Genomic DNA, 21,662 nt, shown 5'->3' with positions numbered 1-21,662 from the left:
TCTGGCGCACGACGGCACCCGGCGGGCCGGAAGATGGCACCCCGGTTCCAACTTTCGATGGAGGTCCCGGGGCGCCGGCCTCCGTAACCTGGGACGCACTGTGAACATCGCTCCCGCCCCGACCCCGACCACCCGGGCCCTGGCCTGGTGCCTGCACCTGCTGGTCATCGGTCTGCTCGCCCTGGCCGCCGGCCGGGCCGTGGCCGATGATCGGCCCCACACCGGGTGGATCGTCACCGCATCGGCGGCGTGCGGCCTGGTGTACGCGGTCGGACCCGCCGTGCCGGGCGTACGCCGCTCTCGGCAGGCCGCCGCGCTGTGGCTGGCCGTCGTGGGCGCCTGCTGGCTGGTGCTGCTGGCCTTCACGCCCGATGCCGCGTGGGTGGCCTTCCCGTTGTACTTCCTCCAGCTTCACCTGCTGCGCCGCCCCATCGGCCTGGCCGCGGTGACCGCCACCGCCGCCGCGGCCATCGCCGGCTTCGCCGTCCACACCGGCGCCTTCAGTCCGGCCATGGCGATCGGTCCCGCGCTCGGCGCCGCCGTCGCCGTCGCCGTGGTGTGGGGCTACCGGGCCCTGTACCGCGAGAGCGAACAGCGCAGGCAACTGATCGAGGAGCTCACCGCCACCCGGGCCGACCTGGCCCAGGCCCAGCACACCGCCGGCGTTCTGGCCGAACGTGAGCGGCTGGCCCGCGAAATCCACGACACGCTCGCCCAGGGCCTGTCCAGCATCCAACTGCTGCTGCGCGCCGCCGAACGCGCCCTGCCCGGCCGGCCCGAAACCGCCGCCCGCCATGTCGACGCGGCACGCCAGGCCGCCGTGGACAACCTGGCCGAGGCCCGCCGCTTCGTCGCCGCCCTCACCCCGCCCACGCTGGAAGGCACCACCTTGGCCGGCGCCCTGGAGCGACTGTGCACCACCACGTCCGCCCGCCACCTCCTCACAGCCCGCTTCCACCTCACCGGCGTCCCCGCCCCGCTCGCGACCGCACATGAGGTGGCGTTGCTGCGCATCGCCCAGTCCGCCTTGCCAACACTGTCCAGCACGCCCACGCCACCAACGCCGAGGTCACCCTCAGCTACCTTGGCGACCGCGTCGCCCTCGACGTCGTGGACGACGGACACGGCTTCGCCCCCGAGCGGCTGCCCGATGTACCCGACCCCGAGGCGGGTGGTTTCGGCTTGCGGGCCATGCGTGCCCGTATCAATGCCCTCGGCGGCACCCTGACCATCGAATCCGCCCCCGGCCACGGCACCGCCCTGGCCGCCCGATTGCCCCTCACCCCGCCAGCCGAGACCCAGCCCGAGGCCCACCCGTGACCGACGACGCCCCCATCCGCCTGCTCCTGGCCGACGACCACCCGGTCGTGCGGGCCGGGCTGCGCGCCGTGCTGGAAACCGAACCCGGCCTCGTGGTCATGGCCGAAGCCGCCACCGCCGAGGACGCCGTCACCCGCGCCGCCGCAGGCGACATCGATGTGGTGCTGATGGACCTGCAGTTCGGCAAGGGCATGGGCGGCGCCGAAGCCACCGCCCAGATCACCGCCCGGCCGGACGCCCCCCGCGTGCTGATCGTCACGACCTACGACTCCGACGCCGACACTCTGCCCGCCATCGAAGCCGGCGCCACCGGCTACCTCCTCAAGGACGCCCCGCCCGAGGACCTGGCTGCCGCCGTACGCACTGCCGCCGCCGGTCGCACCACTCTGGCGCCCACCGTCGCCGACCGGCTGCTGAACCGGCTACGTGCACCGGGCACCGCGCTGACCCGGCGGGAGACCGAAGTCCTCACCCTGGTCGCCGACGGCCTGTCCAACCAGGCCATCGGCAACCGCCTCCACCTGACCGAAGGCACCGTCAAATCGCACTTGGCCCGCATCTACGCCAAACTCGACGTCGACTCCCGCACCGCCGCCGTCGCCACCGCGACCGACCTCGGCATCATCCGCCGCTGACCCGAGCACACACGATCCGGCACACACGATCCCGCACACACGATCCCGCACACACGATCCCGCACACACGATCCCGCACACACGATCCCGCACACACGAACGGCCTGACATCAGCTTCGGCCCCGACTTGGGCGGCAACCGCCCGATCAGCGAACACCGGTGCCGTTCCGGGTGGCCGTCGCCCTGCCCGGCATCAGCGCCGTGGCGGCCGCGGGCCGCCACGCTGCCGAGCAGCCATCGTCGCTTCACGATCCACTCTTTCGTCGCCCGGTACGGCGTGCGAATGCGTACACCGCGGTCGAGTGAAGCGGCTCCGGCCGACAACATCACATGCCGGATCGGCGGCGCGACCGCATGCGGGGTGGCGCCGGCCCTACCGCGCGATGCACCGGCCTGATGCCGGCCGGGCGGCTTCGGTGACACGGTCGAGACGTGTGGATGCGACTTCGGTCGCACGGGCGGGATCCCGGGATGCGACTCCGGTCGCACAGGGGCCTGCCTCAGGATGCGACCGCGGTCGTACGCGGTGACGACCCGGGATTGATGCGGCACGGCATGCTCCGCTCTCAGGATGGCTGGGTGACCGAGATCATCGCGGGGCTGTACATGTCCCCTGTGGAATTCCTTGCCTTGCTGGGAGCCGTCGTTCTGGTGGTGACACGCTGGCTTCCGCCGGCCCTCCGCCCACATGTCACGATCGCGGCGGGGACGGTTTTCCTGCTGTCCGGGGTCGTGCTGAGTGTGCTGGGAATCCGCTGGCAGATGCTGCCGGTACTGGCAGGCGGTGCCATCGCGTCGCCGTTCGCCCTCTCCCCCTTGCTGCGGCGCCGTACCAGCCGGCCGGCGCGGCGGGCCCGATGGTGGCTGGCATTGCCCGCGTCGGTGACATGCGCCGGCCTCATCGCTACGGGTCCGGTGGCTGCCTGGGCCTTTCCCGTACCCGAGTTCCCCGAGCCATCGGGTGACTTCGCGGTCGGCACCCGCGTGGTGCAATGGACCGACCCACGCCGTCCCGAGACCTTCACCACCGATCCTCGCGACCGGCGCACGGTCCTCGTCCAGCTCTGGTACCCCGCGCGAAAGGACCCCGCAGTCACGCAGCGGGCTCAGTACCTCGGACGCACCGAGCACGAGGCGAGCATCGTCTCCGCTGCCCTCGCCCGTCAGGCGGGCTTGCCTGGCTTCCTGGTCGACGGCGTGCCGCGTGCTCGCACCCAGTCGGTGTTCAATGCCCCGGTGGCCGGCGGGGGTGGGCGGTTCCCGGTCGTGCTGTTCTCTCCCGGGTCGGGCGGAGTGCGTACGCAGAACACCGCCTGGGCGGAGGAACTGGCCAGCCACGGCTATGTGGTCGCCGCCCTCGACCACCCGTACGACTCCGCCGCCGTCGTCCTCGCCGGCGGCCGAACGGTTCACGCCGAGATCGCCTCCACCGGAGACCGGGACAAGGACGCCGTGCTGTCGGCCGGCTGGACGGCTGTTCGGGCCGCCGACCTCGGCTTCGTCCTCACCCAGCTGGACCGTCTGGGCCGAGGTGAGATTGCCGGCCCGCTGACCGGACGCCTGGACACCAGCCGGGTCGCCGTCACCGGCCACTCCATGGGGGGCGCCGCCGCCCTGCAGGCCGCCCGGCAGGACCAGCGGTTCGACGCCGTCATCGATCTGGACGGCTACCCCCACGGCCCTACGTCCCCCTCCCTCCACCAGCCGACGCTCGCGCTCACCCAGGCCATCACTCCCGAAACCGACTCGCGTTACATACCCCGCCTCACCGAGGCACTCAAGCGCAACACGGCGACGAGCTACCGGCTCACCATCCCCGGCACCGCACACCTCAGCTTCATGGACGGCCCCCTGTATCTGCCGCCTGTGCCCTCGATGGTCGGCTCGCTGGGGCGCACAGAGAGCCTGCACGTCGTCGCCGCGACCACTCTCGTCTTCCTCGACACCACCCTGCGGCACGAACCCGGTGACCTGGCCGGCGTGCTGTCGGCGTACGGCAACCTCAGCGTCTACCGGCCGGACAACAGCCGCTGACCAGCCGCGCCGCGCAGTGGCGGCGCATCAGGGCCCCCTGCGGACGCGGCCGGGGACATCGGCCGTGCTGGGTGCCCCCGGGCCAGCGGCACGACAGCGTCTGCGCACGTCCGCCCCTTGAGCGGATCAGGGTGCCACGCAGTGGCCCGGGCCGGCCACGCTGCCGTCCCGGCCGCGTCATCGCGGACAAGGCCTGCGGTTCCCGCGGGTTCCGCGGTCGCCTGCGACACCGCGGCATCGCGCACACGATCCCCGAGAAGACCGACCAGCACCGGCACGGCCCAGCCGCGGCAGTCGCGGTGGACGGCCACCACACTTCGACCGAGAGGTCTACCGCCGACGCAACTGCGCCGAGCGCTGCTGCAACCGACTCAAAGGCTTCCACGGCATCGCCACCCGATACGAGAAGAGCGTCACCTCCTACGCGGGCTCGCCTTCAGCCGGGGCGGAGTGGTTCCGAGTGACCACCAGACTGTTCAAGCCCCTGGTTTCGGCGTACACGCCGAGTGCACGGTCAGTGACGCCGAACGGGGCCTGCCACAGATGTGTGACGACGCCGGGCCGAGCCGCTACTTGAAGGGCGAATAAGCGATGTCCCGCCGCCGGGAGGCCCGGCCACTGGATGAGCACGGCGACCTGGTCCCCGTCGCCCTGATGGAAGCACGCCCCGCCGGCCTGAACGCCCGCCAGCTCATCACCGCCACCAGCCTGACGACGATTTCGGTGCCCGGCACGTAACCAAGCACAACGTGCCGCTGGGCCGTGCCGAAGGCGGGGCCACGCGCTTCTGCGGAGGCTCGCCGGCGATGGGCTGGTGACGGGCGCCTCGTTGTGGCCCGAAGCCGCGCTGAGGACCGAGGCCACTTTCGCCATTACCGCGGGCGGCGTGGCTCAAGGGGCCTGTTCGCATGCCGTCGGAGGAACGGTGAGCAGGGGACGGTACGACGCGGTGTCGGCCGGCTCTCCCACGCGTCGGCCCTCGGCCTCGACCCTGGCATGGGCGCTGAAGGGAGGGGTGCGTACGCCGCTGCACCACGTGGGCCAGGTGCCGAGCATTCGGCACAGCAGGGCCGTGGCGAGCGAGCGCTGCAGGCAGTACCTGCCGGCGCACAGGGTGCTGGAGCCGGTGACATCCCGGCGGGCCCGGAGGGCCTGTCGGTGGGTCGCGAGCGCCGCGCCCCGTCGTACCGCCCGCAGAACGGCGACGCGTAGTCGGGCGACACGGGCCAGGACATGCATGGGCGGGTGTGCCCGGCCCGGGGTCCGGGCGCGCCCCGGCGAGGGGTGGGGCGGCATTCAGAAGTCCTGGACCACGAGGTCTACCCCGAGCCTCTACCAACCCGCCCCTCCAGCCCTCGCCCCCGGTCTGCGGCTGCCGGGGCACCGAATGACGTGCCTGTGACAGTCGAGAACACGGTTCCCGTTCGGGGCGCCTATGAAGTCGTTGTTCCCGCGGCGCCGGCAGGTGACGGACGGTGAGCAACCCGTCCGTTCGGTTCCATTCGGCTGATCTGCCGGACGCGGGATCGGCCAGTGGGCGAGGTCGTCATCCTGGCCGAACCGGGTCGCTTCCGCAGCGGAACCGTCAGTGAGCCCCCATCGCTCCGTCGGCCGGGCGTCTTCTCGCTGGTGCGTTCTACTCGGAGCGGGACGGCTTCTCCGCGGTCGCCTTGGGCGCCTGGGGTGCCTCCGGGGCCTTCGGAGCCTGCGGGGTCCGTCGTCGGAGTCCTCGAAGTCGACGCCGTCACCCGGCCAGGACTTCGTGTGGTCGGTGGTCACGGAGAACAGCCCCGCGCCCCTGCTCACGGAGTTGAAGGCACAGCTGGTGTGCCGCGGCCTTGGGTACAACGACGACGCCGGCGCCTGGCGGGTCGGCCACCACTCCCGCTTCCTCGCCCACATCACCGGTGACAGACGCGTCGACATCATCGGCTTCGGAGGACCCGGCGTATACGTGGCCCGCAACCTCTACCGCCAACCGCCGCTTCCGAACCCGGTAACCCCTGGGTCGGAACAGCAACAGCGGCATCCCGCCAACGTCACCGGGCTGCCGTCCTGCATGCAACGCCAGGATGCGGCCCCCGGCGCGGAACCCGGCCACCCGGCCGGTCCAGTGCTCCAACACGCTGCGGCCAGCCAGAGCGTCTCTCTGCCCGTACGCGGGCAGAGACCGCATGCTCGCCCCTGCCTGGCGACACAGCGCTCCTGGCCGTTCGCCGGTGGCCCACCACGGGTGCCAGAGCCGTTGCCCGACCCCGCGTATACCACTCCTGCTCGGAGTTTCGCTGTCGCGCTGCTGGACCCGATCGCCACGACGTCCACGCGCGGGCACGCTCGCCGCCCGCCGCTCCCGCGGTCTTCGAACAGGAGCGGCAAGACCTCCGTCTTGGGGCCGGCACACGGTGAGGGGATGATGATGAGCAAGACCCAGACAGCAGCAACGGAGAGTGACGACCTCACCGCCGACATCACCACGGTCGCCGGTACCGGAGATGTCGGGGCCCAAGGAGACGACGGGCCCGCTGTCGCGGCCCAGCTTGACCGTCCCTACGGCCTCGCGATGGACAGCACGGGCACCCTCTACTTCTCCGACTACAACAATCACCGAGTCCGCAGGGTCACCACGGACGGCAGGATCCGCACGGTGGCAGGGACCGGCACCGCTGGGTTCGGGGGCGATCAGGGCCCTGCACACTCAGCCCAGTCGGACGGCCCGCGCGAGGTGGCGGTGGACCGTGCCGGGAACCTCTACATCGCCGATTCTGAGAACCACCGGATTCGCAAGGTCACGACCGACGGGCAGATCGCACAGTCGCCGGCACGGGCACTGCCGGGTTCAGCGGTGACGACGGCCCCGCCGTCGCCGCCGAGTTGAACTGTCCGTACGGGGTCGCAGTGGACAGCACCGGCAACCTCTACATCGCCGATACCGACAACCACGCAGGTCACACCGGACGGGCGGATCCGCACAGTCGCCGGGACCGGCACCCAGGGTTCTCCGGCGACGGCGGGGCTGCCACCGCGGCGCAGCTGAACGGCCCGTACGGCGTCGCGGTGGACGGCGCCGGCGGCCTCTACATCACCGACGCCGAGAACCACCCAGTCCGCAGGGTCGCCGGGGACGGCACGATCAACACGGCCGCCGGCACCGGCACCGACGGCTTCAGCGGTGACGGCGCCCGCCAGTCGCGGCGGCCGCCATGGTCTGAAGGGACAGGGCCGGGGCGAAGAGCGTGACGCTGCCCCTCATGGCGCCGACCGTACGCGCCGTCGCCGGGGATGCAGGTGCCCCGCGGTTGCCAGCACGATGAGCGACGCCGGGTGGTTGAGGCGGGGGTGCTCCCGGTGTGTGTATCAGCAGGGTCGCTGCCCACTTCACTGCTGACCTGGCCCGCGGCCGGTGGAGGGTCAGTGACCGGCGCCGGCCTTGACCGCTTTCGTGGCGAAGTAGCCGGAGAGCCAGCCGGCGGTGGCGTCCGAGTGGTGCGGCGCCTCGGTGAAGCCGGTGATGGCGAAGCCCGCCGCGATCTGCCCGCCGAGCTGATCGGTGAGCGTGTGGCTGTACTCCACCGGCGCGTCGAGGCCCCACAGCCGTTCCCGCTCGGCGGGCTCCAGGTGGGTGAGGTCGCTGTAGGGCAGGCGGTGGCGTACCACCAGCTCGCCGCGCGCTTCCATGGACTCGGCGTCGAAGAGGTAGACGTCCGGGTTGAGGAAGCCGGACAGCAGCGTCCCGCCGGGGCGCAGCACGCGGTGGCACTCGCGCCAGACCGGCGCCAGTTCCGGGATGAACAGGTTGGAGACCGGGTGGACGACAAGGTCGAACGAGGCGTCCGGGAACGGGCTCAGGTCGCGCGCGTCGCCGAGCACGGTGCGTAGGTCGAGCCCCTCCCGCGCCGCGACCATCTCGTCCTGCGCCAGTTGGCGGGGCGAGTTGTCGAAGACGGTCACCCGCGCGCCCGCCGCGGCCAGCACCGGACCCTGCTGCCCGCCGCCGGAGGCGAGGCAGAGCACGTCGCAACCGGTGATCTCCGGCGGGAACCAGGTCGGGTCGACCGGCTCGTATCCGATCAGGACGATGGACCACTGGCCGGCCCGCGCCTTCGCGATCACCTCGGGGCCGACCGGGCGTGACCACTCGTTGCCCTCCTCCACCTCGCGGTCCCAGGCGAGACGGTTGTGCGCGACGGGATCGACGGGAGTCTGGCTCATACTCCGTACCCTAGTTGCTGCACCGCACAAGTTCCCCGCCGATGGCTGCAACGTCCGGGACACAGTACTCAGTCGAAAGCCCCCTGGGTCACGGTCGAGCGCCATATCCCACCTCAACCTGTAAAAAGCAGTAAAGCAAGGCCTTGTCAGGGTGGCGAGACGCTTGACGGCCGGTTGATACGCCGTGAAGTAGGAGTTGCACGGTGCTGCCCGACGTGCCCCGCCCGAAGATTGGCGCACGGGTGACAATGTGCGCCAGCCTCCACCCCGCCGCCCATCGCTCCCCCAGGAACCATCATGCGCCGAACCGCCCTTGTCACCCTCACCCTCACCGCCGCAGCCGCCGGCCTCACCGGCTGCCTGGCGGACGAGGACAGGACGGACGCCACTTCGAAGGGACCGTTCGCCGGACTGTCCGGCGGGCAGATACTCGACCAGGCTGCCAGAGCCACAGCTGACGCACCCTCCCTGCAGGTGTCAGGCCAGGCGCCGGACATAAGAACCGGCGACACCATCCACTTCGACATGGCCTTGAGCGGGAAGGATGAATGCTCCGGCACCCTCCGGTACACCGAAGGCAAGGCAGACGTCACCCAGACCGACGGCACGGTCTATGTGCGCTACGACAAAAAGCTCCTTCACGCCCAGAACGAGGGCGCGTCCACCGAGGAGATGGACGCAGTCGTGGACCAGCTCGCCGGGAAGTGGCTCAAGACGTTCGCCGAGATGCCGACGTCGACGAACTCACACGCTTTTGCGACCTGGAGAAGACGCTCGGAGACAGACATGTGCGCTCGAGCGCAACGCGCGGCAAGACCACGACCATCAAGGGCACGCCCGCCATCGTCCTGCGGGGAAAGAACGGGGACGAGCAGATCACTGCATATGTCGCCACTAGAGGCACGCCGTACATCCTCCAGGTGAACAGCTACTCCGGTCACGGCCAGTCCACCTACGTGTTCAGCGACTTCGGCAAGGCCTCAGCGGCACCGAGACCCGAGGACGACATCATCGACACGACCACCCTCTTCGAATAGGCCCGGGACGCGCGAACGGGCGGCACCGTTGTGCGCGAAGCGCGAGGACGCCGACCCAGCTCCATGCCGTGCCAGACGAGGACGGCCGGACGCCTGACGAGGCCTAGCCGGGCCTGGAAAGGTGTCCCCGCGCCGGAGCCGGGGTGACCGGGGCCGCCGTGCGCACCCTGCACGCCGCACATCGCATCTCGTCACGCAGGTGATCGGCGTGCCCCTGTGTCCCTACGCGCTCCTCCCCCGGCGGTGACGCTGCTGCCGTCGCGCCATGATTGCGCTATTCACCGGCACCGAACCAAACCGCGTCACCGCGGCCCCCGAGCCGGACGCCGACGGAGGGATGCGGCATCCACGCCTACTGGACAGCCATCCGCTTTCTCCGGGATAACCGCTGGGCCGGGCAGGGTTTCCCGGCCCCACGGCGATCTATGGGGGTCACTGTCGTTGTTGGACCTGCCCTTGACGTGTCATTCGTAGGTGAGTATGTAAGCTCCGTAGTAGCCTGCGGCACCTCCCAGCGCGCAGCTTCCGACCACGGCAGCATCAGCGCCCACGGCACTGCCGACTCCGGCTCCGACTACGCCGCCGACCGCGGCAGCGTATGTGATGACTCCGGTCTCTGCCGCAGCTGTTATTCCCGAAATGCAGCTTGTGACGACCCCGAATACATCACTGCCGGTGTCGGGGATGTCGGAGAAGCTGAACAGTCCGGTGGGGTCGCTGTTGTTGATCGGGTCGCCAAGGGCGTAGAGGTAGGGGTTGGTCTCGCGGTGCTGGCCGGCGGCGCCCGGCTCCACCGCAGGCAGCAGGAGGCGCGGTGGGAAGCCGTTCGCGCGCAAGGCCTACGCTACGGCCTGTCCCAACTGGACGCCCTCCATCACTCGCGGTTCGAAGAGGCGGTGCGTGACCTGATGCGCCGCGACGGCTGCCGGGACGCGACCCGCGTCGGAGGCGGCGGCGACCTCGGCGCCGACGTGAAAGCCACCGACCCCTACGGGCGGCGCTGGGTGATCCAGTGCAAACACCGGCGCAACGGTCTCGCCGGCTCCGCCGTGGGCACGCCGGACCTCCAGGTCCTCAACGGCACGGCCCGGCAGGTCCACGGTGCCGACGTCGCGGTCATCGTGACCAACGGACGGGTCACCGCACCCGCCATAGCCTTCGCCAAGCAGCAGCACCTCCATGTGGTCGACCGCCACACCCTGGAAGTCTGGGCCTCCGGCTCACGCCCGCTGTGGGAGCTCCTGCGTGCCGTCCCTCCACCTCGGAAGCCGACGACGCTCTCCTGAAGCCGCCCACGGTCGGGCTGTCGTCAACGTCGGCGATACGGCACTCACTGCGGTGATCTCTGACCTCATGGCTGCCAGGACGGTGTCCCCGTCGCCAGGCTGACGGTCGTGGCCGACCCGAGTCGAGGTGCGAGAGCCGCGTCCCGCAAAGCCCGCGAGCCCCCGGACTGCCCAGGCTCGCCGTTGCATACGGCAGCGGGAGAGCCCGACGGCGAGAACCGATCGTGGTGTGCCGGCGGCAGCGCTGCCCGGTCGTGGTGCGCCTGGATCTCGTGGTCCAGGGTCTGGGCGAAGCCGAAGTGGTAGGTCCGGGCCCGCTGCTTCCAGCCGATGCGCCGTCGATGTGCGGCGACGCGAGGCTAGATCTCGACGATTCGCCAGGCGATCATGCCGGTGGCTCCGGCCTGGCCGTCGATGTCGATGCGCACGGGCTTGTCTGCGGTGATGCGCTGCTGGACGACGGTGCTGTCACAGGGCACCGTGGCCTTCTCCCCCGTGCTCGCCGGGGCGAACCGCAGGTGGGCGCTTCCAGTGCCGGCGCAGGCAATGGTGATGCGGTACTCCTCGCCCTTGGTCAGTGTCGGTTCCGTGTGCATGCCCTCGCTGACGCGCTCCACACCGGATTCGACCAAGGTCCCGTGGTGGAAGCCGGCCAGCGCCGCCTCGGCCTGCTCGGAGAGCTCCTTCTCCGGCGCACCGGGGGTTGCGGCAGACGCTGTTGCCGACGTGGTCGGGGTGGAGGACGGTGCAATGCCCGTGGTCTCGCCGCCGTCGGAGGTGCAGGACGCGAGCAGGACAGCCGAGGACGCGACGGCGAGGGCAGTCAGGCAGGCCCTGGCGGGAAGTGAGGTCATGAGGACGTCCGCGCGTTGGCAGCGCTGGTCGAGGTCGCGCCGTATGCCGATGCCCATCTGACACCTTTACGGTGGACCCCCGTGGCGATCGATAGCGTGAACTTACCTTCACGGCATGGGCGCAACAAGCAGATGCGGAATTCCCTGAGGGGTATTTGAGAAAGCCGCCGCGGAATGAAGGGGACTCGCCATTTTGGCTGCACCAATGGCAAATCGCCGACGTTTTCCCAGGTGAAGGTCGTGCCTGGCGGAACGGGTGGTGCGGGTTGTGGGGACACGGCACGGTGGCGTCCGCGGTGGCAGTGCCGCCGGCGCCTCACCCCCGGCCGCGGAGGCCGCGGAAGCGGTCACAGGCGGTGCCCCTGCGCGGCGAGCCACCTGTGCACGCTCTCCTTGTCCGCCGGGGTGATGCGCGCCGGGCCGGTGACGTCCGGGCCCTCGTCCTCGTTGAAGCCGGTGTCCGTGACGCGGGCGGTCACCCAGGTCGTCAGGTCACGCGCGCTCTCCTCCGGCAGCGTGCCGCTGTGCCAGTGCGCGCGCACCCGCCGCGCCTCATCGGCGTCGTGTTGCTCCATCTCCTGCAGCCAGACGGGCACCAGCCGGTCGACGACCCGCTGGTCGGCTCGGGATGTCTCCTGCTCGTGTGCGGTCATGCCGCCCGAGTTCCCGGTTCCCGACCGCGTCACACCGTCCTGCGGACCCCGTGCACCCCAGCCCCAGGACTGCTGCGGCGCGCCTGCCCGCCCCGCGGGCCTTCACCGGGCCGGGCCCCACCGCAGGAGGGAGAACAGGGGCCGAACGGCACGCTCAGGCCACTACCGGAGATCGTCACTGCGACGCCGGGGCGGGCCTGCGACGTGTCGGCTCCAGACGGACGACGATGCCCTTGTACGTGGGCTGGTTGCTGGATTCCGCCACACTGTCGAGCGGCACCAGGACGTTGGTCTCGGGATAGTACGCGGCCGCGCAACCGCGCTTGGCCGGGTAGGCGACGACCTGGAAGTCCTCGGCGCGCCGCTCGGTGCCGTCCGTCCACACGCTGACCAGGTCGACGTGGTCGCTGTCGGCGAGGCCCAGTTCGGTCAGGTCCGCCCGGTTGACGAGGACGACCCGGCGGCTGCCGTGGATGCCGCGGTAGCGGTCGTCGCTCGTGTAGGGGACGGTGTTCCACTGGTCGTGCGAGCGCAGGGTCTGCAGCAGCAGGTGCCCCTCGGGGACGCGCGGCATGTCCCAGGCGTTGCAGGTGAACCGTGCCTTGCCGACCGGTGTCTGGAACACGCCCTCGTTGACCGTGTTGGGCAGCCTGATGCCGCCGGGACGCACCACGCGCCGGTTGAAGTCGTGCAGTCCGGGGACGATGCGGGAGATACGGTCGCGGATCTCCCCGTAGTCGGCCTCGAACGCGTCCCAGGGGATGTTCCCCGTGCCGTCGAGCGTGCGGCGGGCGAGCCGGCACAGGATGGCGACCTCGCTGAGCAGCAGGGGGGAGGCCGGCTTCAGCCGTCCGCGTGAGGTGTGCACCTCGCTCATCGAGTTCTCCACGGTGACGAACTGCTCGCCGCCGGCCTGGAAGTCCCGTTCGGTGCGGCCCAGGGCCGGCAGCATCAGCGCGGTACGGCCGCACACGGTGTGCGACCGGTTGAGCTTGGTGGAGATGTGGGCGGTCAGGCGGCACGAGCGCAGGGCCTCCTCGGTGACCGCGCTGTCGGGCGCGGCCCGGACGAAGTTGCCGGCGAGGGAGAGGAAGAACTTGATCCGGCCCTCGCGCATCGCCTTGATCGCGTTCACCGAGTCCAGCCCGTGGGCGCGCGGCGGGTCGAAGCCGAACTCCTGCTTCAGTGCGTCCAGGAAGGAGTCCGGCATCTGCTCCCAGATGCCCATCGTGCGGTCGCCCTGTACGTTGCTGTGCCCGCGCACGGGGCAGGCTCCGGCGCCCGCCCTGCCGAGGTTGCCGCGCAGCATCAGGAAGTTGACGATCTCCCGGATGGTGGGAACGGCGTGCCTGTGCTGTGTCAGTCCCATGGCCCAGCAGACGATGACGCGCTCGCTGCGCAGCACCTCGTCCCGGACCTGTTCGATCTCTTCGCGGGTCAGACCGGTCGCCGTGAGGATGTCGTCCCACCCGATGGTGCGGGCGTGCCGCGAGAAGTCCTCGAACCCGTCGGTGTGCGTACGGATGAAGTCGTGGTCCAGCACGTGGCCGGGCCGGGCGTCCTCGGCCTCCAGCAGCAGCCGGTTCAGGCCCTGGAACAGTGCCAGGTCCCCGCCGCCGCGGATGTGCAGGAACCGGTCGGCGATCCGGGTTCCGTTCCCGATCACCCCGTGCGCCTTCTGCGGGTTCCTGAACCGCAGCAGTCCGGCCTCGGGCAGTGGATTCACCGCGATGACACGGGCGCCGTTCCGTTTGGCCTGTTCCAGCGCGGAGAGCTGGCGTGGGTGGTTCGACCCGGGGTTCTGGCCCACCAGGAAGATCAGGTCGGCGTGGTGGATGTCCTCGAGACCGACCGTGCCCTTGCCGGTGCCCAGGGTCTCGTGCAGGGCGAAGCCACTGGACTCGTGACACATGTTGCTGCAGTCGGGCAGGTTGTTGGTGCCGAACGCCCTGGCGAAGAGCTGCAGCACGAAGGCGGCCTCGTTGCTGGCCCTGCCCGAGGTGTAGAAGACCGCCTCGTCGGGTGAGTCGAGGGACGTCAGCTCCGAGGAGAGCAGCCCGAAGGCGTCGTGCCAGCTGATCGGCTCGTAGGTGTCGGAACCGGGCCGCTTGACCATGGGTTCCGTGAGCCGTCCCTGCTGGTTCAGCCACATGTCGGACCGCTGGGCGAGGGCGGAGACCGGGTGCTCGAGGAAGAAGTCGCGGGTGATGCGCCGTGTGGTCGCCTCGTCGTTGATGTGCTTGGCGCCGTTCTCGCAGTACTCGTTGCGGTGCCGGTGGCCCGGAGACGGGTCGGCCCAGGCACAGCCGGGACAGTCGATGCCGTCCACCTGGTTCATCGTCAGCAGTGTCTCTCCCGTCCGCAGGGGGGAGGTCTGCTCGAGGGAGTACTCCAGCGCGTGCATCACCGCCGGCACTCCCGCCGCCCACTTCTTGGGCGGCGACACGGTGAGCGGCTCCCTGGAACCGTCGTCGGGCCTCTTCGACATCGGACTCCCTCTCACCGGCGAACGCTCGGTTCTCCCAGTCTCGTGCCTCCGTCCGGAGGCCGCCACACGATCTTCCGTCGGCCACCGTCCCGCACCACTCCCCCGGCTCCCGGGTCCGTTCCGCGTGCGAGCCGGTCACTCGTTCATGTCGGCCGTGCCGAGAGCCGGGCCCCGGGGCACGCGGTCCGGCCGGGTTGTCGGCTCGCGCCGGCGGCCCAGGCGCTCGGTGGGGTGCGTCCCGGCCTCGGCCGCCCCGCCCGGCACCCGCCCTGCGCCACGGCAGTACGCGCGCCCCAGCCGGCCCGGCTCGCTCTCCGCCGGGCCGGCTGGGGGCGTGCCGAGCAGCGTGCGTCGACCGGTGGAATCGGTGGCCGCCGGGAGGGCCGCGCGGGGCCGTGTGGTGGCGGACCGGTGGACGGGCGGCGACACTGGTGACACTGAGGACCACAGTGCCGACGACAGCAATGCCCGACGACAGGCGGGGCCATGCGTGCGACAGCCGTGAAGTGCGTTGAAGAGTCCATCGAGGTCGCGGTTCCCGTGCACACCGCCTACAACCAGTGGACGCAGCTCAAGACCTTCCCCCGCTTCATGTCCGCGGTGAAGCAGGTCGAACAGCTCCGGCCCAACCTCACGCGCTGGGTCGTCGGAGCCGGCCCCGTGCGCCACGAGTTCATGGCGGAGATCGTGGAACAGCGGCCCGACACCCTGATCGCATGGCGTGGCCTCGACCGGCGGATCGGCCACCGGGGCGAGGTGTCGTTCCGGGAGCTGGCGCCGGACCGTACCGAGATCGTCCTGCGCATGCGTTTCGAGTCGCAGGGGATCAAGGGACGTCTCCTGACGCGGGCCGGTGCGTCGCCCCGTGCGGTCCGGGCGGAACTCGGCCGCTTCAAGGAGTTCATCGAAGGACTCGGCCAGGAATGCGGCGCCTGGCGGGGCACCATCCACAACGGACAGGTCCAGCCCTCGGAAGCGAGCCCACCCAGAAGCCGGGTGGCCGGATGGCCCGTCGGCTGAACACATCCACCGCGTCTCCACCCGGCACGACTCCGCCGCCACGCCGGCCGGCGAGCCTCATCCGCGGGCTCCTCAGGCGAAGGCGAGGGCATCCGGAAAGGGCCGCTGCCCTTCGGCGGACGCCGCGCGCCCTCGGGCACCGAACGACAGGCAGCGTTCCCGAAGGGCCGGGCCGGTGCCACCGTCGCCGGCCCCGCAGCGTCATCTGAGATCACCCCGGCATCGAAGGCCACTTCGGCCAGCCGCGCCTCCGACCTGCCCGGACAGCCCTCAGAGGTCGTGCTCCCCGAGCGTCATCAACCCGGCACCTCTAATTTGTCTAGACCTATTTCGTCTGGATCTCTTGCCCAGCCGTGACCTGCGGGCTACGTTTCCCGCTGTTCGGAGTCCTTCGCGTTTTCTTCAGTCCCCCTTCATGAGCAAGGCTGGAAGGAGCACGTCCGCATGCAGAACCGGAGTCTGTCCAGACGAACCGTTCTCGCCTCCGCGACCGTGGCCGCAGCGGGCGTCGTAGGCATGACGGCGACCCCCGCTGTCGCACACAGGCGCGACGAACGCCTCAAGAAGATCATCGCCAGGATGAGCATCGAGGCGAAGATCGGCCAGTTGTTCGTGCCCTACTTCTACGGTACGTCGGCGACTTCTCCCAGCCAGTTCGACCAGGACCGCAACCTCAGGGAACTCGGCGTCCGCACCGTGGCCGAGCTCATCGCCAAGTACCAGGTCGGCGGTGTCATCTACTTCTCCGGATGGGCGAACAACATTCAGAATCCGCGTCAGATCGCGGACTTGACGAACGGGGTGCAGCGGGCCTCGCTGGCCCTGCCCACCCCCATTCCCTCCCTGATCTCCATCGACCAGGAGCACGGGGCCAACGTCCGCATCGGCAGCGGCGCCACCCAGCTGCCGGGCGCCATGGCGCTCGGCGCGGGCGGCTCGCTCCTCGACGCACGCACCGCCGGACGGATATCGGGCACCGAACTCGCCGCCCTGGGCATCCATCAGAACTTCGCCCCGGTCGCCGACGTCAACGTCAATCCGGCCAACCCCATCATCAACGTGCGTTCCTTCGGCGCCGACGCCCGTGAGGTCGGTCGCATGGTGGCGGCCCAGGTGACGGGTTATCAGCAGGTCGGCGTCGTGGCCTGCGCGAAGCACTTCCCGGGCCACGGGGACACCGGGGAGGACAGTCACACCGGACTGCCCGTGATCACCCATACCCGTGAGGAGTGGGGCCGCATCGACGCCCCGCCCTTCAAGGCCGCGATCGCCGCAGGTGTCGACTCGATCATGACGGCACACCTCCAGGTCCCCGCGCTCGACCCCAGCAACGAACCGGCCACCCTGTCGCCCGCGATCCTCCAGGGCGTGCTGCGCGACGAACTCGGCTTCGACGGCGTGATCGTCTCCGACGCCCTCAACATGCGCGGCGTGCGCACCAAGTACGGCGACGACCGCGTGCCCGTCCTCGCCCTCAAGGCCGGCGTCGATCAACTGCTCTTCCCGCCGGACATCGGCGTCGCCTACAAGGGTGTCCTGGCCGCCGTCCGCAGCGGAGAGATCACCGAGGACCGGCTCGACGAGTCGGTCCTGCGCATCCTGCGGCTCAAGGACAAGGTCGGCCTGCTCAGCGGCAGCCCCTACGTCTCCCCGAAGGTGGTCGACCGGATCGTCGGCGCCCACAAGCACCAGCGCGCCGCCGCCCGGATCGCCGAGCGCACCACCACCCTGCTGGTCAACGAAGACGAGACGCTTCCGCTTCGCCGCGGGCAGAGGAAGCTGCTCGTGGTCGGCGCCAGCCCGGCGTTCCCGACCGACGACACCCGCACCACGGTGCCCGAGCTGGCCAAGGCGTTCGGCGAACTGGGCTACAGCACCACGCACCTCGCCACCGGCCGGACGCCCGACGCGGCGAAGGTCGACGAGGCCGTCGCCGCCGCACGGGGGCGGGACGCGGTGGTGGTCACCACCGACAACGTCGGCCCCACCAGCGCCCAGCGCACCCTGGTGGCCCGCCTGCTCGCGACTGGTGTCCCCGTCGTCCACCTCGCGGTGCGCAACCCCTACGACGTCGCCCATCTCGGTGACGTCCCGGCCTCACTGGTCTCCTACGGCTGGACCGAGGTCGAACTGCGCGCCGCCGCCCGAGTGATCGCCGGCCGGGTCGAGCCGCGCGGCAAGCTGCCCGTTCCCATCCAGCGGGCCGACGACCCGGCCGAGGTCCTCTTCCACTCCGGGCACGGCCTGTCGTACGACGACTGACGTCCGCGCGCCTGCACAGATCGGCCCCGGTTGCCCGTGAAGGGGGGCGCCGGGGCCGACGGGTGTCGGACCACGGGGACCTCAGCGTCCACCGCCCGGGCGACGGCCGCTGACCAGGCGCGCCGCGGCAGCCGTCGGGACGACCGTTTCTCCTTCCCGGGGCTCGTGGTCGCGGTCGTCGGCCGGCCGGTGATGCTCAGTCCTGCGTGGAGATGCAGAAGGGATGACCCGCGGGGTCCAGCAGGACCCTCCGCTGGTCGGGGTGCGGTTGAACAGGGGGTTCCACGGCGCCCAGCGCCAGCATCCGCGCGTGGGCGGCCTCCAGATCGTCGACGCCCAGCTCCATGTGCGCCTGCTTGCCCTGGGACGGGTCCGGCCAGGTCGGAGGCCGATAGTCGGCCACCCGGATGAAGCCCAGTCCGGGTGCGTTCCCCCGGCCGAGCAGGACGAAGTCGTCGCTGGAGTAGACGACGGGCAGGCCGAGCGCCGCGCCGTAGAAGCGGGCCAGCTCGGCGGGGTCCGGGCAGTCGAAGTCGACGGACAGCAAGCGGATCGCAGGTCCGGACATGGGTTCGGTACTCATGGGCAGGACGCTATGACGGGACCAGGACAGTTCCGGTCCTGGTCATGAGGAACACTTCGGGATGTGATCAGCACCTCCGCCCGCCTGCTGCGACTGGTCTCGCTGCTGTCCACTCGGCCGACGTGGACGTGCCGCGAGCTGTCCGAGCGTATGGCGGTCACGGACCGCACGGTCCGGCGAGACATCGCCCGGCTGCGGGAACTCGGCTACGGCATCGAGTCCGACCCCGGGCCCTGGGGTGGCTACCGCCTCGGCGGCGGCACCCGGGTGCCGCCGTTGATCCTCGATGACGCGGAGGCGTTCGCCGTGGCCGTCGCGCTGCGGGAGGCCGCGCTCAGCGGCGTCCTGGGCAGTGACCAGGCCGCGCTGTCGGCGCTGTTGAAACTGCGGCAGGTCCTGCCGCCCCGGATCGCGGACCGGCTGGAGGAGATGGACGCGACCTTCGTGCACACTCCCAGGCCCGAAGGCCGTCAGGTCTCGCCCGGTGTGCTGCTGGAACTGGCCGCCGTCTGCTGTCGTGGCGAGCTCACCCGCCTGTCGTACCGGGACCGTGCGGGGAAGGACACGGTCCGGGACGTCGCCGCCTATCGCCTGGTGCACACCGGCCGCCGCTGGTACTTCGTCGCCCGGGACATCGCCCGGGAACAGTGGCGTACCTTCCGGGCCGACCGGGTGGTACGGGTACAGCCGACCGGCCGTACCGTCGAACTCGTCGACCCGCCCGACCCGGCGCTCCTCGTCTCCCGGTCCATCGCGGGCGTCGTGTACCCGCTCTATGTCAGAGTCCGGCTGGCGCACCCCATGGACCAGGCGCTACGGCTGATCCCGCCCACCATCGGCACCCATCACCCGGACGGCCCCGACACCACCGTCGTCGAGATCGGCGGCAACGACGCCGACCAGCTCGTCACCTATCTCCTCGGCCTGGGCACCACGCTCCGCGTCCTGTCACCGGACGCCGTACGGGAGGCGCTGCTGCGCCGCACCCGGAACCTGTTCGAGGACAACAGGGACAGTCAGCCCCGGTAGGGGTGGTGCTCCGGGTCTTCGCCGTCCGGGACCGGATCACCGGCATGGCTGTCCTGTCGGCGGGATACGCCCTGGTGGGCTGACGGTGCCGGGATGCTCCATGGCCGTCGAGTGCCGGAGTCGTCCGACGAGACGGTGGGGAGCCGGCCTGCCGTGCGACTGCCACGCGATCGAGTGTGTTCACACCGGGTGAGCAGAGAGCCCCGTCGGGGCAGGGTGACCGAATCGGTCCCCTGTCCCGACGGAGCTCGGTCGGCCGGCCGGGCTACGGGTCACCGGCGCCCTGCGGAAGCCGGTGCCGTGTACGGTGCTCCCCCGCTCAGCCGAAGTTCACGTCGCTGCACCACATGTAGGCCTGGTCGAGGTGCGAGGCCTGCCAGATCACGAACAGGATGTGGTGTCCGGTGTAGCCGGAGGTGTTGACGTTGAACCTGATGTCCTGTGCCGGGGCGAAGCGGCCGGTCTGCGTGATGAAGTCGAGGTTGCCCCAGCCCAGGGTCTGGGTCTTGGGGTTGAAGCCCTGCTTGCTCACGTAGACCCTGAAGTAGTCCGCACCGTGGGACGCCTGGTCGTAGAGCTGGACCGTGAAGTTGTTGCTGACGTTGGTCGTCCTCCACGGCCCGGGCTTGTTCAGGCTGGCGTTCCTCGAGAGGTTGTTGCTGCAGAGCGTCCCGTCGGGGGTCCGCGCCTGGAACTGGCCACCGAGACCGTCGCGGAGCGCGCTCATCCAGTTCCACATGGTGTCGGGGTTGGCCTGGAACGCCTGGTAACACATGGGGTCTTCGGTCTGCATGGCCGGGTTCGTGTGGTTGCTGCCCCACGTCTTCCAGCACTGGTACGCGCGGGTGGCGGGGTTGACGATGGTGCCGTGAGCCTGGGCGGGGGTCGACCAGGCCAGTGCGCCGACGACCACGGCGAAGACCATGACGAGCGCTTGGAGAGGCCGACGGAGCGACGACCGCGAACGCCCGGTCAATGCTTGCTGCTTGTGCATGTGGGGGGACTCCTTCCAGTTGCCAGACTGTTATGGGAGCGCTCCCAACGGTACGACCTCTGAGTGAAATGTCAACGAAACGAACGGAGTTGATTACTCGGGTGGGCGGTGAGCAGGGCATCTGCCGTGTTCTCTGACACGGCTGTCCGGGCGGGGATGCCCCGCGGTGAGCGGTCGGCACAGGCTGCGGGGCGGCCGCCGGCGGCTCCCCGCTGGTGGTGGTTCCCCCGCCGCGCCCTCCGTCCTCACCCACGCAGCGGCCACCAACTCGACGGACACCGGCTGTCATGACGCCGCGTCGAATCGCGGTCTTGCGGATCCGGAGCGGCCAGGGAAACTTCCTTCACGACCGGGTCCGCCCGGTCCCCGCCAGCATCACGCCAAGCAGGCCGGTCCACCGTAACTCCACCGAGATGAGGTCTCATGAACCGATACCGAGCCGCCGTCAGCGCGGTCGCCGTGACCCTGTTGACCGCCGGTCTCGCCGTCGGCCCGGCGGCCGCCGCCAACGCCATCGAGGCGAAGGCCCGCGTCGGAGCCGACTGGGCGACTCAGTCGATCGTCTTCACCGCCGCTGCCGGGCAGACCAACGACCTCAGCATATTCTCCATGTACACCAGCGACGGGATCCGGCGGATCGGCTTGAGCGACGTGGTCCCGCTCGAACCGGGCGACCACTGTGCGTACTCCAGAGCCGAGGACACCACCTCCGTCGTCTGCGAACTGCCCGCCGACAGCCCCAGGCCCGACAGGATCGACGTCTTCCTCGGCGACGGCAACGACACCATCGCCGCCTTCGCCCCCGGGATCGGCACCGTCAGCGGCGGTCCCGGCGACGACGAACTGCACGCCCACACCGCACGCACGGTGCGGGGCGACGGGGGGAACGACATGGTCATGGGACCCGCCGCCCTGCACGGCGGTGACGGCATGGACCACCTGATGGGTGACAACAGCAACCAGCGGATGTGGGGCGGCCGGGGCGACGACATGATCGAGGGCTATGGCGGGGACGACACCGTGTACGCCGGCCCCGGCGACGACCACGCCATGGGCGGGGACGGCCGCGACATCGTCCTCGGCGGCCCCGGCAACGACACACTGGACGGCGAGGGCGGCGACGATCTCGTCTGCGGTGGCCCCGGAAAGGACGCCCTCGAAGGCGGACCCGGCCGCGACATCGTCCTCCCGTAAGCTCCATGCCCGAGGCCCTCGCCCGCGACGCAAACAGCGTCGCGGGCGCCGAGCCCGCGGGCCG

Annotated in this window: 18 protein-coding genes and 2 pseudogenes; 13 read left to right on the top strand and 7 right to left on the bottom strand. The window is 70.5% G+C overall.

Annotated features, from left to right (window positions below; all coding sequences use genetic code 11):
* Positions 1–100: 100 nt before the first annotated feature.
* From SGLAU_RS31610 to SGLAU_RS35390, 4 genes and pseudogenes are all read left to right on the top strand, one after another.
* A pseudogene (locus SGLAU_RS31610) lies at positions 101–1,320 on the top strand (sensor histidine kinase).
* On the top strand, positions 1,317–1,955 hold the full coding sequence (locus tag SGLAU_RS31605; protein ID WP_043505992.1) for a response regulator: 639 nt from the start codon (positions 1,317–1,319) through the stop codon (positions 1,953–1,955). Before SGLAU_RS31610 ends, SGLAU_RS31605 begins: the two are co-directional and overlap by 4 nt.
* A gap of 543 nt (positions 1,956–2,498) precedes the next feature.
* The gene (locus tag SGLAU_RS31600) at positions 2,499–3,989 is read left to right on the top strand and encodes an alpha/beta hydrolase family protein (protein ID WP_043507339.1); all 1,491 of its coding nucleotides are present in this window, start codon (positions 2,499–2,501) and stop codon (positions 3,987–3,989) included.
* Between the two features lie 591 nt (positions 3,990–4,580).
* The gene (locus SGLAU_RS35390; protein WP_159072824.1) at positions 4,581–4,727 is read left to right on the top strand and encodes a hypothetical protein; all 147 of its coding nucleotides are present in this window, start codon (positions 4,581–4,583) and stop codon (positions 4,725–4,727) included.
* Positions 4,728–4,880: 153 nt separating this feature from the next.
* Here the strand turns inward: SGLAU_RS35390 and SGLAU_RS34065 are convergent, their stop codons facing one another.
* On the bottom strand, positions 4,881–5,228 hold the full coding sequence (locus SGLAU_RS34065) for a lasso peptide biosynthesis B2 protein (protein WP_318536234.1): 348 nt from the start codon (positions 5,226–5,228) through the stop codon (positions 4,881–4,883).
* 574 nt (positions 5,229–5,802) lie between these two features.
* Between SGLAU_RS34065 and SGLAU_RS36520 the strand changes: the two are divergent.
* The 3 genes and pseudogenes from SGLAU_RS36520 to SGLAU_RS36840 form a co-directional block, all read left to right on the top strand.
* Positions 5,803–5,967 (top strand): annotated as a pseudogene (locus tag SGLAU_RS36520) (VCBS repeat-containing protein); the annotation flags it as partial.
* A 432-nt stretch (positions 5,968–6,399) separates the two neighbouring features.
* Entirely contained in the window at positions 6,400–6,864 is a 465-nt protein-coding gene (locus tag SGLAU_RS36845) for a hypothetical protein (protein ID WP_052414005.1), read from the top strand.
* 20 nt (positions 6,865–6,884) lie between these two features.
* Positions 6,885–7,226, top strand: a complete 342-nt coding sequence (locus SGLAU_RS36840; RefSeq protein WP_052414004.1) for a hypothetical protein — start codon at positions 6,885–6,887, stop codon at positions 7,224–7,226.
* A 171-nt stretch (positions 7,227–7,397) separates the two neighbouring features.
* On the opposite strand, the gene SGLAU_RS31585 is transcribed toward SGLAU_RS36840, so the two are convergent.
* On the bottom strand, positions 7,398–8,198 hold the full coding sequence (locus tag SGLAU_RS31585) for a class I SAM-dependent methyltransferase (RefSeq protein ID WP_043505989.1): 801 nt from the start codon (positions 8,196–8,198) through the stop codon (positions 7,398–7,400).
* A gap of 788 nt (positions 8,199–8,986) precedes the next feature.
* On the opposite strand from SGLAU_RS31585, the gene SGLAU_RS36515 reads away from it, so the two are divergent.
* Both SGLAU_RS36515 and SGLAU_RS31575 read left to right on the top strand, forming a co-directional pair.
* Positions 8,987–9,235, top strand: coding sequence for a hypothetical protein (locus SGLAU_RS36515; protein ID WP_052414003.1), 249 nt, complete (start codon positions 8,987–8,989; stop codon positions 9,233–9,235).
* A 665-nt stretch (positions 9,236–9,900) separates the two neighbouring features.
* Positions 9,901–10,521 carry a restriction endonuclease gene (locus SGLAU_RS31575; RefSeq protein ID WP_078958094.1) on the top strand — a complete coding sequence of 207 codons (621 nt, stop codon included), beginning with the start codon at positions 9,901–9,903 and terminating at the stop codon, positions 10,519–10,521.
* A gap of 359 nt (positions 10,522–10,880) precedes the next feature.
* Here SGLAU_RS31575 and SGLAU_RS36505 read toward each other — a convergent pair whose 3' ends face one another.
* From SGLAU_RS36505 to SGLAU_RS31560, 3 genes are all read right to left on the bottom strand, one after another.
* Positions 10,881–11,432 (bottom strand): hypothetical protein, encoded by a 552-nt coding sequence (locus tag SGLAU_RS36505; protein WP_244315298.1) that lies wholly within the window; start codon positions 11,430–11,432, stop codon positions 10,881–10,883.
* A gap of 290 nt (positions 11,433–11,722) precedes the next feature.
* A complete protein-coding gene (locus tag SGLAU_RS31565; protein ID WP_043505988.1) occupies positions 11,723–12,028 on the bottom strand; it encodes a hypothetical protein in 306 nt (101 codons plus the stop codon).
* 175 nt (positions 12,029–12,203) lie between these two features.
* On the bottom strand, positions 12,204–14,516 hold the full coding sequence (locus SGLAU_RS31560) for an FdhF/YdeP family oxidoreductase (RefSeq protein WP_043505987.1): 2,313 nt from the start codon (positions 14,514–14,516) through the stop codon (positions 12,204–12,206).
* Between the two features lie 486 nt (positions 14,517–15,002).
* Between SGLAU_RS31560 and SGLAU_RS31555 the strand changes: the two genes are divergently transcribed.
* Together SGLAU_RS31555 and SGLAU_RS31550 are read left to right on the top strand one after the other, a co-directional pair.
* Positions 15,003–15,536, top strand: a complete 534-nt coding sequence (locus tag SGLAU_RS31555; RefSeq protein ID WP_043505986.1) for an SRPBCC family protein — start codon at positions 15,003–15,005, stop codon at positions 15,534–15,536.
* Between the two features lie 444 nt (positions 15,537–15,980).
* Positions 15,981–17,798: a glycoside hydrolase family 3 protein gene (locus SGLAU_RS31550; RefSeq protein ID WP_043505985.1), complete on the top strand. Its 1,818-nt coding sequence runs from the start codon at positions 15,981–15,983 to the stop codon at positions 17,796–17,798.
* 196 nt (positions 17,799–17,994) lie between these two features.
* Here the strand turns inward: SGLAU_RS31550 and SGLAU_RS31545 are convergent, their stop codons facing one another.
* Positions 17,995–18,381: a VOC family protein gene (locus SGLAU_RS31545; protein ID WP_043505984.1), complete on the bottom strand. Its 387-nt coding sequence runs from the start codon at positions 18,379–18,381 to the stop codon at positions 17,995–17,997.
* A gap of 63 nt (positions 18,382–18,444) precedes the next feature.
* Here SGLAU_RS31545 and SGLAU_RS31540 point away from each other — a divergent pair, with 63 nt between their 5' ends.
* On the top strand, positions 18,445–19,410 hold the full coding sequence (locus SGLAU_RS31540) for a helix-turn-helix transcriptional regulator (RefSeq protein WP_043505983.1): 966 nt from the start codon (positions 18,445–18,447) through the stop codon (positions 19,408–19,410).
* A gap of 319 nt (positions 19,411–19,729) precedes the next feature.
* Here the strand turns inward: SGLAU_RS31540 and SGLAU_RS31535 are convergent, their stop codons facing one another.
* Positions 19,730–20,335 (bottom strand): lytic polysaccharide monooxygenase, encoded by a 606-nt coding sequence (locus SGLAU_RS31535; RefSeq protein ID WP_043505982.1) that lies wholly within the window; start codon positions 20,333–20,335, stop codon positions 19,730–19,732.
* A gap of 492 nt (positions 20,336–20,827) precedes the next feature.
* Between SGLAU_RS31535 and SGLAU_RS31530 the strand changes: the two genes are divergently transcribed.
* On the top strand, positions 20,828–21,598 hold the full coding sequence (locus SGLAU_RS31530) for a calcium-binding protein (RefSeq protein WP_043505981.1): 771 nt from the start codon (positions 20,828–20,830) through the stop codon (positions 21,596–21,598).
* Positions 21,599–21,662 lie beyond the last annotated feature (64 nt).

Origin of the sequence: Streptomyces glaucescens (assembly GCF_000761215.1) — a bacterium.
GTDB lineage: Bacteria > Actinomycetota > Actinomycetes > Streptomycetales > Streptomycetaceae > Streptomyces > Streptomyces glaucescens_B.
This window is presented reverse-complemented; position numbering and strand designations above follow the sequence as displayed.

What these genes read in the sequence shown, in the direction of transcription:
- SGLAU_RS36845 (WP_052414005.1), top strand. Translation starts at nt 6,400, where the DNA reads ATGATGATGAGCAAGACCCAGACAGCAGCAACGGAGAGTGACGACCTC.
- SGLAU_RS31530 (WP_043505981.1), top strand. Translation starts at nt 20,828, where the DNA reads ATGAACCGATACCGAGCCGCCGTCAGCGCGGTCGCCGTGACCCTGTTG.
- SGLAU_RS31560 (WP_043505987.1), bottom strand. Translation starts at nt 14,516, where the DNA reads ATGTCGAAGAGGCCCGACGACGGTTCCAGGGAGCCGCTCACCGTGTCG.
- SGLAU_RS36505 (WP_244315298.1), bottom strand. Translation starts at nt 11,432, where the DNA reads ATGGGCATCGGCATACGGCGCGACCTCGACCAGCGCTGCCAACGCGCG.
- SGLAU_RS31550 (WP_043505985.1), top strand. Translation starts at nt 15,981, where the DNA reads ATGCAGAACCGGAGTCTGTCCAGACGAACCGTTCTCGCCTCCGCGACC.
- SGLAU_RS31555 (WP_043505986.1), top strand. Translation starts at nt 15,003, where the DNA reads ATGCGTGCGACAGCCGTGAAGTGCGTTGAAGAGTCCATCGAGGTCGCG.
- SGLAU_RS31535 (WP_043505982.1), bottom strand. Translation starts at nt 20,335, where the DNA reads ATGGTCTTCGCCGTGGTCGTCGGCGCACTGGCCTGGTCGACCCCCGCC.
- SGLAU_RS35390 (WP_159072824.1), top strand. Translation starts at nt 4,581, where the DNA reads ATGTCCCGCCGCCGGGAGGCCCGGCCACTGGATGAGCACGGCGACCTG.
- SGLAU_RS31585 (WP_043505989.1), bottom strand. Translation starts at nt 8,198, where the DNA reads ATGAGCCAGACTCCCGTCGATCCCGTCGCGCACAACCGTCTCGCCTGG.
- SGLAU_RS34065 (WP_318536234.1), bottom strand. Translation starts at nt 5,228, where the DNA reads ATGCATGTCCTGGCCCGTGTCGCCCGACTACGCGTCGCCGTTCTGCGG.
- SGLAU_RS31600 (WP_043507339.1), top strand. Translation starts at nt 2,499, where the DNA reads ATGCGGCACGGCATGCTCCGCTCTCAGGATGGCTGGGTGACCGAGATC.
- SGLAU_RS31545 (WP_043505984.1), bottom strand. Translation starts at nt 18,381, where the DNA reads ATGAGTACCGAACCCATGTCCGGACCTGCGATCCGCTTGCTGTCCGTC.
- SGLAU_RS31565 (WP_043505988.1), bottom strand. Translation starts at nt 12,028, where the DNA reads ATGACCGCACACGAGCAGGAGACATCCCGAGCCGACCAGCGGGTCGTC.